We start from the raw sequence: 8764 nt of genomic DNA on the forward strand, positions 1-8764 counted from the left end.
ATTAAAAAATGGCGGTGATGAAATTTGAACAATTCTCTATCTAAAGTTCAACTCAAAATTTTAAAATCTTTTAGGCAATTTCCTACTGATAAAATTAACTATTCAGCAGATTTGATTGCTAGAGATACTAAACTCTCTATCTATTTGGTCAAAGAAGAATTATCAGTTCTCCTTGACAGCGGGCTAATTGATATAGATCCTTTTGAAAATGATTCAACATATTATCGAATAACTAACCAAGGAAAAATTATTTTAATTAATGAAAAGGAAAGTTTTAAAGATAAACTCGTATGGTCAATTATCGTTCCACTAGGAACCGCAGTAATTGGTACTGTCATAACGAATCTGCTATTTTCTAATTAATAGCGTTGCAACTACTGAGATTAACAAAGGAATTATTATAGAAAAGAAAATTCTCTCAAAAACATTTTTTTCTTTCACCTAGTCAGCCTCCTTGCTGGCTTTTTTTGTATTCTCATGATTAATAAATCCCTTTCTCAACATCATCAATATGCATACGATAGCCAAGCAGAGCCGAAACGATTAAAGCTGCGATAACTGCAATTACTATGAGCGTCACTGTTAAACTAATACTTGCAAACCATGCAAACATCGCCATAACTGTTGAAACAACAACAGTGAATAGCATTAGCGTTGAACATTTATGTTTTGTCATGTTTTCACCTTATTTCTGGTTTTTTTATCTAACCTTTCTTTGATATACTCGCTTTAGAAAGCGAGGTGAAAATATGAATTCCGAACGCATTGAAGAAATTCTGTCTAAAAATGGGATAGAACAATCAAAAGAACTTTCACTTGCACTGGAAGAAATTTTGAAAGCCTATTCTAAAGATCGCCAACATGTCGATAATTTTCGACAAGAAATCCAGCGCCAAGACCGCCAAGACTTGCGTAGACAAGGCATCCGTTAGACAGTAAGTTGATTGTGCAAGCTATTTTTTTATGGCTTGTGCAATCATTTTTTTGTGAATTTCGGAATACACATAGTCATCTAGCTTAAAATTACTGTGATAATAATCATTCAATGTCTCGACGGCTTCGTCGTAAGTTTGACATTCTGCTAATAATTGGCTTGCGATACTCTTAATTTCGGAATCAACCAATTCATTAAGCTCTTCAAATTGCGCTAAAATCTTTCGTTTCATTCGTTCTCCCTCCTCTCCACAATCATTGCTGCCACTGCTATCAACGCGACTACTAGGCCGCCGATTAGCCAGTACATCTCAGCACCTCGCTTGGTGAGGGTTTCTTGGACCGGTACCGGCTTGCTTCCTTCCACCGCAGATACCAGATAAACGTGCCGATGTGGATGAATGTCACGCCTGGTCGCATGATGCCTTGCTTAAATTCTGGAATGCTATCCATCTCTTTTAAATAGTCGTAGAGTGTGGACTTTTTCAGTCCATTAAACCTTTTCATTAATTCTTCTGGACGATCCCACTCCGCAGCGACTTGTTTCGACTCAACGCTATGGATGAGTTCTTTTAGTGTTGGTTGCATGGTTAGACCTCCTTTTCAAAAAGAGTTTCAATCGTCGGATAAATGTCATGCTTTTTCAAAAATTGATAAATGAAAATGTGCCCTTTTTGCGTCCACTTAGTGTTTGGCTTCATCTGACTACTGCCTTTCCACAATTTCATTTCCGTGTGCGTATAGCCTTCGTTTTGGTAATCGGCATAAAGTAACCAAACATCGCCTTGTTTGTATTGGACTTTCAAATCATGAAGCAATTGGTTCATTTTGTTCGCGCTCATCCCGTAATTCTTGGCGATTACGCTGATAGGCAATAAACTAGGATTGGCTAAGATTGTGTCGTAATAATCAGCTTTTGGTTTCAACTCTTTTACTTGTTGTTCTGCGATTAAACGTTTTGTCCGTTCTTCTTTTAGTCTGGAAGCCACTTCGATTAGTAAGTCCGGGTTATCAAGTAGTTCTTCTTTTGCGTACATTCCGTGTTTTCGGATTGTTGGCAATACGTCTGACGTTACCCAGCGCTTGAACTTCTTTGCTGATGGAAGTTTGGATTTTAGGATTAAGCTGTATAAGCCGGATTCGTTGATGATTGTCATATTACGGTTTTGACCTGATGCACTAATTTGGTGCGTCAGCTTATCTTCATCATCTACATGATTGCGAATCGCATTATCAGCTCTTTCGTAACCTAAAATTTCTGCAACGTCTTTCCCTACAAAATATGGTTCGTCATTTACTAAGATTGTTCGAACTTCGTTTTGTTCGAAATTAAAAATTTGTGGTTTGTTCATTGTTTAGCCTCCTTAATTTTGTTCACTTTCGGGAACGTTAACTTTAAAAAAAATTCCGATTTTGTCTGTGCTATAGCCCAAAATAGTAGCCATTTTAATCAGTTCGTCCGCTCCGATTGATACAATACCGTTTTCTCGCTTGGCGTATGGCGTTCTTGTATTCCATCCCATCAACTCCGCCATGTCATCTTGCGTTAAGCCCTTTGCAATCCGTTCAGCTTTTAACCTTTGCAAATCCACTGTCATGTTTTCACCTCCGTTCTCTTTCGGGTACGATACTAATTTATCACCGTTGTTCTCTTTTGTCAACAATAAAGTTAAAAAAATAAGCAAAAAAAGTTTTTTTGTGTATCTGTTGTATACTTTCGGGAACGGTGGTAAAATGTATCTATAGTTAATTGGAGGTGATAAATTTGAGAACAAACGAAGAAATAATGAATCTATTAGATGAATTAAAAGATGAAAAAGATTTATCTATTAGTGAAATAGCGCGTCGCGTTGGTATGGCGAAATCTGGTGTATCTAGGTATTTCAATAGATCGAGAGAATTCCCTCTTAATAAAGTTGATGATTTTGCAAAAGCGTTTAATGTTCCTCCAGAATATATCTTGGGAATAGATTTCGATAAGCCATCAAATCTAGTGTTTATGGAAGAGATAATTGAAATTCCTGTTTTAGGACAAATTGCGGCCGGCGCGCCGATTTTAGCAGAACAAAACATTGAAGAATATATACCGATGGTCAAATCTTGCTTGCCTTCTGGAAATAATATAGCGTTAAATATTAACGGAAATAGCATGGCCCCCGGCATCCCAAATGGTTCACAAGTTGTTATACGGCTACAATCAGATGTGGAAGATGGAGAGATTGCGGCAGTGCAAGTCAATGGCGACACAGAAGCCACTTTAAAACGTGTGAAACGTCAAAATGGATTACTTATTCTTATTCCGGATAATCCAGAATACGAACCAATCGTAGTAACAAAAGATATGCCGGCTAGAATCATCGGCAAGGCCGTTAAAGTTATCTATGACCTATAAAAAAATACCCCAGTCGGAGTTGGCGCTCCGGCTAGGGCTCCTCATTTCTGAGAATGACAAATATATTATATCATGAAATGAGTGTGATGATTAATGAAAATGGGAATTAGAAAGCCGAGTGTCAAAAAGTCTTTGAAGGCTCGCACTACTGGCAAAGCCAAGCGAGCTGTTAAAAAGGCTGTTGTTCCTGGCTATGGTAAGAAGGGCACAGGTTGGGTTAAAGACCCCAAGAAAGCAGCGTATAACAAGTTATATAGCAAGACGACTGTCGGTGTTAATCCGCTACCTGGTTCCTCAAAAAGTAATTCATTTAGCAATTCATCAGCAAGTTATTCAGATTCTGCTATCGCTACCCATTACGTGCCGATATTGGTAAACAAATTCGTTTTTGCATTCTTGGCTATCTTTTTAGGAGTATTTGGAGCTCAATGGGTTTACGCTAAACAGTACCGTAGAGCACTTTTATACTTTTTATTTTGTTGGACAATTATCCCGATTTTTATGAGTATCTATCAAGGATTTAGAGCTTTAATTGCTAGAACAGACAATTCATATAAAATTTATGTATAAACAAAAACACGCCCCTCCTCCACAGACAGGCGTGTCTACCAAATAAACGGCTAGGCTTATTTAGCTATGCCCATTATATCAATGATAGGAGTTGATTACAATGTGGATGGAGACATTGCCAGACGGCAGATTTAAATATATTGAACGCTACAAAGACCCCTACACTGAAAAGTACAAACGCAAGTCGGTGATACTGACCAGCGACAGTAAGCAGGCGCAGAAAAAAGCGCAGAAATTATTGGATGAGAAAATTGGCAAAGCCGAAGAGACGGCCACCTTGTCCGATATCAACCTCCACGATCTTGCAGAAGAATGGTTTACCCACCATCAAAAAGTACACCGGATACGGCCTTCCACAATCCGCTCATATGAGGCGCAACAGAAAGTTATTTTTGATAAAATCGATAAGAATACACTGGCTAAAAATGCAGACACGAAGCTCTTCCAAACATTTTTTGATGGCTTAGACTACTCAAACGACTATACAGCAAGTATTAAATCCCAACTAAACAATATCTTTAAGTACGCCTACCGCATGGGCTACATCTCGGAAAATCCAATGGACACGGTACAGATATCCTATGCTAAAAAAGATGACGCTGCACGGGAAAAAATTGAAAATAAATATCTCGAAAAAGATGAAGCTGAGAAACTAATAAAGGAACTCTACCGCAGGCCCTCCACCTACCGTGCGGGCAGACTGGCAGAATTTATGTATTTGACCGGGTGTCGAATTGGCGAGGCGGTCATATTGAAACCACAGGATTTTGATGAGGATTATACCACGGTAGCAATCACTGGTACAATCGATTATGGCAACGGATTTCGGACAGCTAAGAAAGGCCCTCCTAAGACGCCAACGAGTAATCGGACAATAGATTTAACGGAGCGGTGTACTAAGCTGATAGAGCACACAATTGACGAGACCAAGCTAGATGCTTTAACAATCAGCGGATATCTAGAGGGTGGTTATCTCTTTGTGTCTAAAAACGGCACACCAATGCCATACAACTCCTTTAACGTGGCTTTACGTGGAGCTGGCAAGCGTATTGGTCTAGAACATAAAACACTAACGTCACATATCTTCCGTCACACGCATGTATCGCTATTAGCAGAAAACAGCATACAACTGACGGCTATCATGGAGCGTGTAGGCCATGAGGATTCCGACATCACAACTAAAATCTATACCCACGTTACTAAAAAAATGAAGGCAGACATTACATCCAAACTGACAGAGATAGGTCTTTGATAAATTGCCCCTTTTTTGCCCCTTTTAGATGGTGTATTGATGATAAATAAAGAAGGAAGCCCGATACAACAGGCTTCCTATTGCTGTATTATTTCACAGCATCTTTCAATGCTTTACCTGGTTTGAATGCAGGTACTTTGCTTGCAGGGATTTCAATTTCATCACCAGTTTGTGGGTTACGTCCTTTACGAGCCGCACGAGAGCGAACTTCGAAGTTACCAAAACCGATTAATTGAACTTTTTCACCTTTAGCTAAAGCATCTTGGATTGTTGAGAAAACAGCGTCTACAGCTGCAGTAGCGTCTTTCTTAGTTAAGTCAGTAGCTTGTGCAACTTTTTCGATCAATTCAGCTTTATTTGCCATGGATGATTTCACCTCCTAAAAAGAGTCTTGATGTAAACATCAATTCACAAAAATTTGAGTGGTCCAAATTTCTGTAAAAAATATTGATCAGTATCAATATTCTGATACTACGTTATCATAAGAACCTTGTAATATCAAGGATTTTGGGCGTTTTAAGCAGTATTTTTCACTTCATTAATTCTTTTTATCAAAAGGGAGCGTTATCTTTTGATAAAGCGATAAAAATATGATAAAATCGCTATTTTCGCCGTCTTGGGATCACACGAATCGGCGTACCTTCAAAAGTGAAGGCTTTGCGAATTTGATTTTCTAAAAAGCGAGCATAAGAAAAATGCATCAACTCTTCTTCATTCACAAATATAATGAAGGTAGGCGGTTTAACTGCTACTTGGGTAGCATAGAAAATTTTCAGCCGCTTACCTTTATCTGTTGGAGTCGGATTAATGGCAACAGCATCCATAATAATATCATTTAAGACAGCAGATGGTACTCGTAAATTTTGATTCATGCTGACTTCTTCAATTAATTCTGGCAATTTATTTAAGCGCTGTTTGGTTACAGCAGAGACAAAAATAATTGGCGCATAGTCCAAATACTGAAATTCGTCTCGAATTTCTGCTTCAAAATCCCGCATTGTATTTGTTTCTTTTTCAACCAGATCCCACTTATTGACTACAATAATGATACCTTTTCCAGCTTCATGGGCATAACCCGCTACCCGTTTGTCTTGTTCACGAATACCTTCTTGACCATTTAGCACCATTAAAACCACATCGGAACGTTCAATGGCTCGCATTGCCCGCATAACAGAATATTTTTCTGTACTTTCGTAAACCTTGCCACGCTTACGCATACCTGCTGTATCAATCATTAAAAATTCTTGGCCATCTTCTGAAGCAAAATGCGTATCAATAGCATCACGCGTCGTTCCTTCAATATCTGAAACAATCACGCGATCTTCGCCTAAAATGGCATTAATTAAAGAAGATTTTCCAACATTTGGGCGTCCTATCAGGCTAAATTTGATGACACCTTCATCGTCTTCTTCCATTTCATCACTAAAATGTTTGACTGCCTCATCCAATACATCTCCAAGTCCTAAACCATGACTACCAGAAATAGGATACGGTTCGCCTAAACCTAAAGAATAAAATTCATAAATTTCAGCCCGCATTTCCGGGTTATCGACTTTATTCACAGCTAAAATCACAGGCTTATTACTACGATATAAAATTCGTGCCACCATTTCATCCGCATCGGTTACACCTTCTTTAGCACTAGTTACAAAAATAATAACATCTGCTTCATCAATCGCGATTTCCGCTTGATGTTTAATTTGATCCATAAACGGTTCGTCACCTAAGTCAATTCCGCCGGTATCGATAATACTGAAATCGCGGCCTAACCATTCACCATTTGCATAAATACGGTCCCGCGTAACGCCAGGAGTATCTTCTACAATTGAAATACGTTCACCGGCTATACGGTTAAAAATTGTCGATTTTCCCACATTGGGACGGCCGACAATCGCAAGAGTTGGATTTGCCATCACTCTACCTCCTCATTTCTTTAAACCAGTTTCTTCTAATTAGAAACTTTATCTTTATCATAACAATTTTTATCTGATAATACAGTCCACTTGCACAATCTTTCTTAGTTTACCTAAAGGATTGACAACATGCAAGTAAAATTGCTAAGGGCATGGAAAACTCCATGATACTTAAAAAATGGGGTCCTTTGCTTTTAATAAATAAGAAATTTTCAAACGAAAGAAAAGAGACACTGCATCTCTTTAGAGAAATTAGGCAGTATCTCTTTATTTTTGGTAACTTATAAGAAATTATTCTTCGTCTTCTTTAACGATGTCGTTTGCATCTTCAGAAGCCGTTGCTTCTTCGTTCGTTTCATCACTATCTGCTAAAGCTTGACCTAAAATATCTCCCATTGTAAAGCCAGTACTTTCTTCTGGTAAATCATAGCTATCTTCTTCAACAACTTTTTCTTCTGCCGGTTTTTCTTCCAATGCTTTGATTGAAAGAGCGATACGATGTTCTTCAGGATTTACTTCTAGCACTTTTACTTTTACTTCATCACCTTCATGCAACACTTCATGTGGTGTCGCAATATGTTTGTGAGAAATTTGTGAAATATGCACTAAACCTTCCACACCCGGGAATACTTCGACAAAAGCACCAAAGCTAGTTAGGCGTTTTACTGTTCCATCTAGAACCGTACCGACTGCTGCTTTGTCTTCAATGTCTGACCAAGGTCCAGGTAAAGTATCTTTGATTGATAGTGAAATACGTTCTTTTTCAGGATCAACAGATAATACTTTTACTTGTACTTTATCGCCAACTTTTAAAGCATCACTTGGTTTAGCCACATGACTATGTGAAATTTCAGATACATGAACTAAGCCGTCAATTCCACCAAGGTCAACAAAAGCACCAAAGTCAGTTAGACGTGCGACTGTCCCTTCAATCACATCACCATCGTGGATAGAATTTAATAATTCTTCTTTACGAACCGCTTTTTCAGATTCTACCACTGCTTTATGGGATAAAATCAAACGATTCTCAGAAGGTTCAATTTCAATAATTTTGAATGCTAATGTTTTCCCTTTGTATTCTTCAAAGTCTGCAACAAAATGATCTTCCACCATAGATGCTGGTACAAATCCTCGTACGCCAACATCTACAACTAATCCACCTTTCACCACATTGGTAACAGGTGCTTCAATAATTTTACCGTCTTTAAAGTCTTGTTCAATTTCTTCCCAGACTTTTTTAGCATCTAAACGGCGTTTCGATAGTAAATAACTACCGTTTTCTTTATCTTTACCAATCGAAGAGATAACGACTAGTTCCAAGACATCCCCTACTTTTACTGCTTCATTGATGTCTTCAATTGGAAGAGTAGATAATTCTTTTACTGGTACTACCCCTTCCACACCGGCGCCTTCGATTCCAACAACGGCTTGTTTGTCTTCAACGGCTAAAACTTCACCTTTGACAATATCCCCCACGTTGACTTCTTGGAAGCTTTCCAAAGCATCCGCCATAGATTCGCCGTTTTCTACTTGATTGTTTTCAAATTCTGTCATGACATATGTCCTCCTAACCAACAATTAATCGATCGCTGTGCACTACACACTACAATTTTAAGTTTAAATTATTCTACCTCAAAAATAAAGCGATTTCCATTATTTCTTGAAAATTGCCCCAAATTAGCGTTTTTTTCTAAAAATACACCA

The 8764-nt window shown here is 38.3% G+C and carries 14 protein-coding genes and 1 pseudogene; 6 read left to right on the forward strand and 9 right to left on the reverse strand.

Going from position 1 to position 8764, the window contains the following annotated elements; translation table 11 throughout:
• The first annotated feature begins 24 nt into the window (after window positions 1-24).
• Entirely contained in the window at window positions 25-363 is a 339-nt protein-coding gene (locus RK01_RS05605) for a hypothetical protein (protein ID WP_016172317.1), read from the forward strand.
• Window positions 364-481: 118 nt separating this feature from the next.
• Here RK01_RS05605 and RK01_RS05610 read toward each other — a convergent pair whose 3' ends face one another.
• On the reverse strand, window positions 482-676 hold the full coding sequence (locus RK01_RS05610) for a hypothetical protein (RefSeq protein WP_016172318.1): 195 nt from the start codon (window positions 674-676) through the stop codon (window positions 482-484).
• A 73-nt stretch (window positions 677-749) separates the two neighbouring features.
• Between RK01_RS05610 and RK01_RS05615 the strand changes: the two genes are divergently transcribed.
• Complete coding sequence (locus RK01_RS05615; RefSeq protein WP_016172319.1) at window positions 750-932, forward strand: hypothetical protein; 183 nt, start codon at window positions 750-752, stop codon at window positions 930-932.
• Window positions 933-953: 21 nt separating this feature from the next.
• On the opposite strand, the gene RK01_RS05620 is transcribed toward RK01_RS05615, so the two are convergent.
• The 5 genes from RK01_RS05620 to RK01_RS05635 are packed head-to-tail and all read right to left on the reverse strand — an operon-like array spanning window position 954 to window position 2531.
• The gene (locus tag RK01_RS05620) at window positions 954-1166 is read right to left on the reverse strand and encodes a hypothetical protein (protein ID WP_016172320.1); all 213 of its coding nucleotides are present in this window, start codon (window positions 1164-1166) and stop codon (window positions 954-956) included.
• On the reverse strand, window positions 1163-1243 hold the full coding sequence (locus tag RK01_RS14055; RefSeq protein ID WP_420864521.1) for a hypothetical protein: 81 nt from the start codon (window positions 1241-1243) through the stop codon (window positions 1163-1165). Before RK01_RS14055 ends, RK01_RS05620 begins: the two co-directional genes overlap by 4 nt.
• Window positions 1231-1521, reverse strand: a complete 291-nt coding sequence (locus tag RK01_RS13920) for a hypothetical protein (protein WP_016172321.1) — start codon at window positions 1519-1521, stop codon at window positions 1231-1233. Before RK01_RS13920 ends, RK01_RS14055 begins: the two co-directional genes overlap by 13 nt.
• Window positions 1522-1523: 2 nt before the next feature.
• A complete protein-coding gene (locus tag RK01_RS05630; protein WP_016172322.1) occupies window positions 1524-2285 on the reverse strand; it encodes a BRO family protein in 762 nt (253 codons plus the stop codon).
• Window positions 2286-2297: 12 nt separating this feature from the next.
• Entirely contained in the window at window positions 2298-2531 is a 234-nt protein-coding gene (locus RK01_RS05635) for a helix-turn-helix domain-containing protein (protein WP_016172323.1), read from the reverse strand.
• A 158-nt stretch (window positions 2532-2689) separates the two neighbouring features.
• Between RK01_RS05635 and RK01_RS05640 the strand changes: the two genes are divergently transcribed.
• From RK01_RS05640 to RK01_RS05650, 4 genes and pseudogenes are all read left to right on the forward strand, one after another.
• Window positions 2690-3325, forward strand: a complete 636-nt coding sequence (locus tag RK01_RS05640; protein WP_338041893.1) for a LexA family protein — start codon at window positions 2690-2692, stop codon at window positions 3323-3325.
• A gap of 93 nt (window positions 3326-3418) precedes the next feature.
• Window positions 3419-3592: pseudogene (locus RK01_RS14070) on the forward strand (TM2 domain-containing protein); the annotation flags it as partial.
• A gap of 93 nt (window positions 3593-3685) precedes the next feature.
• Window positions 3686-3895: an NINE protein gene (locus RK01_RS14050; protein WP_338041894.1), complete on the forward strand. Its 210-nt coding sequence runs from the start codon at window positions 3686-3688 to the stop codon at window positions 3893-3895.
• Window positions 3896-3995: 100 nt separating this feature from the next.
• Complete coding sequence (locus RK01_RS05650; RefSeq protein WP_016172326.1) at window positions 3996-5147, forward strand: tyrosine-type recombinase/integrase; 1152 nt, start codon at window positions 3996-3998, stop codon at window positions 5145-5147.
• Window positions 5148-5235: 88 nt separating this feature from the next.
• On the opposite strand, the gene RK01_RS05655 is transcribed toward RK01_RS05650, so the two are convergent.
• From RK01_RS05655 to rpsA, 3 genes are all read right to left on the reverse strand, one after another.
• Entirely contained in the window at window positions 5236-5511 is a 276-nt protein-coding gene (locus RK01_RS05655; RefSeq protein ID WP_016172327.1) for an HU family DNA-binding protein, read from the reverse strand.
• A gap of 238 nt (window positions 5512-5749) precedes the next feature.
• The gene (gene der / locus RK01_RS05660) at window positions 5750-7060 is read right to left on the reverse strand and encodes a ribosome biogenesis GTPase Der (RefSeq protein WP_016172328.1); all 1311 of its coding nucleotides are present in this window, start codon (window positions 7058-7060) and stop codon (window positions 5750-5752) included.
• Window positions 7061-7351: 291 nt separating this feature from the next.
• On the reverse strand, window positions 7352-8614 hold the full coding sequence (rpsA, locus tag RK01_RS05665; protein WP_016172329.1) for a 30S ribosomal protein S1: 1263 nt from the start codon (window positions 8612-8614) through the stop codon (window positions 7352-7354).
• Window positions 8615-8764 lie beyond the last annotated feature (150 nt).

The organism is Enterococcus dispar ATCC 51266 (genome assembly GCF_000406945.1).
Classification (GTDB): Bacteria; Bacillota; Bacilli; order Lactobacillales; family Enterococcaceae; genus Enterococcus_C; species Enterococcus_C dispar.